Source organism: Kitasatospora sp. NPDC050463, from assembly GCF_040655255.1.
Classification (GTDB): domain Bacteria; phylum Actinomycetota; class Actinomycetes; order Streptomycetales; family Streptomycetaceae; genus Kitasatospora.
This window is the reverse complement of sequence record NZ_JBFAJO010000235.1, coordinates 1-1,126: the sequence shown is the minus strand read 5'-3', so window position 1 is coordinate 1,126 and position 1,126 is coordinate 1. Positions and strand designations below refer to the sequence as shown.

2 protein-coding genes are annotated in these 1,126 nt (G+C 64.2%); both read right to left on the bottom strand.

Going from position 1 to position 1,126, the window contains the following annotated elements; all coding sequences use genetic code 11:
- Window positions 1-13: 13 nt before the first annotated feature.
- The gene (locus AB0J08_RS41720; protein WP_360645466.1) at window positions 14-289 is read right to left on the bottom strand and encodes a hypothetical protein; all 276 of its coding nucleotides are present in this window, start codon (window positions 287-289) and stop codon (window positions 14-16) included.
- Window positions 290-387: 98 nt separating this feature from the next.
- Window positions 388-897, bottom strand: a complete 510-nt coding sequence (locus AB0J08_RS41715) for a hypothetical protein (RefSeq protein WP_360645463.1) — start codon at window positions 895-897, stop codon at window positions 388-390.
- Window positions 898-1,126: the final 229 nt, after the last annotated feature.

Genomic DNA, 1,126 nt, shown 5'->3' with positions numbered 1-1,126 from the left:
ACGACGGCGCAGCTCAGGCGGGTAGGAGGAGGGACGTGCCATGACTCGAATCCTTACACGAAATCGAGTCTCCACTGAACACGGGGCGGTTCAACCAGGCGATCTCTCGACCGTTGAGCTCCAGCTTCTTTCCGCTGTAGAAATTTTGGACTCGACTGGTGTCCATCCAGACTCGATCGCTGACCTGGTTGCCATTGATCGGAGGGGCATTCAGCTGGACGGCCTCGGCGGTGACACCGAGGAAGAGGCCGTAGCGGCTGGTCTGGACTTTGTAGCGGTAGGTCCGCATAACCCCTCGCGGGTGTAGTGGGTCGGTCGTCACGGGTTGGGTTGGATTGTGCGATCTCTGGCGTTGGCGCGTTGGCTGACGTCGGCTGCGGCTCGCTGTCATTTGACGGCGACGGTGATGTGGATACCGAGGGTGCGGGCGAGGATCGCGGAGGGCAGTTCGGTGGCGAGCTGGGACAGGGCGGTGGAGCGGGTCTCGGCGAGGCGGATTCCGAGCTTGCGGAGCCGTTCGCCTATGGCCCAGATGCTGATCGGGCGGCCGGGCTGGCCGCCAGGGAAGAGCCAGGGGGAAGTTGTCCGGGCGAGGACGGCATGACTGCGCTGGACGGCGACCTGTTGCAGGGCCAGCTCTCCCAGGGGTGCGGGCAGGGCGACCGGGACGTCGCCGAGGCGGATGCGGACGGTGCCGTTGTCCTCGTCGATGTGGCCGATGGTCAGTCGGGAGATCGCTGCGGGCCACTGGGCGTAGAGGATCAGCAGCAGGCCGGCAAGGCGGTCTTCGGTCCGCAGGGTGTCGTCGTGCAGCAGGCGGCGGGCGGTGGCCCAGCGGCCGACGTGAATCGGCTCTGACGCGGAGTACTCCCAGTCGACGTTATTGTCGTGAGTCACATTGACGGTAACGTCCTCCCCATCCAGGACTCGCTTTAGCGCTGCCTTCAAGTCGGTTGGTTGGGTGCATACCGGTCAGATCCTCAACGTGGACCAGGAAGTCATCGTTGTCGAAGCCTCTTCGGGTCTCGCCGCCCGCTACTGAACTTGATTGCGTGATGTCGGCTGTTGCTGAGCTCAGCCGTCCATGATCAGTCCGGTCTCGGTGAGGCAGGCGTCGATCAGATGG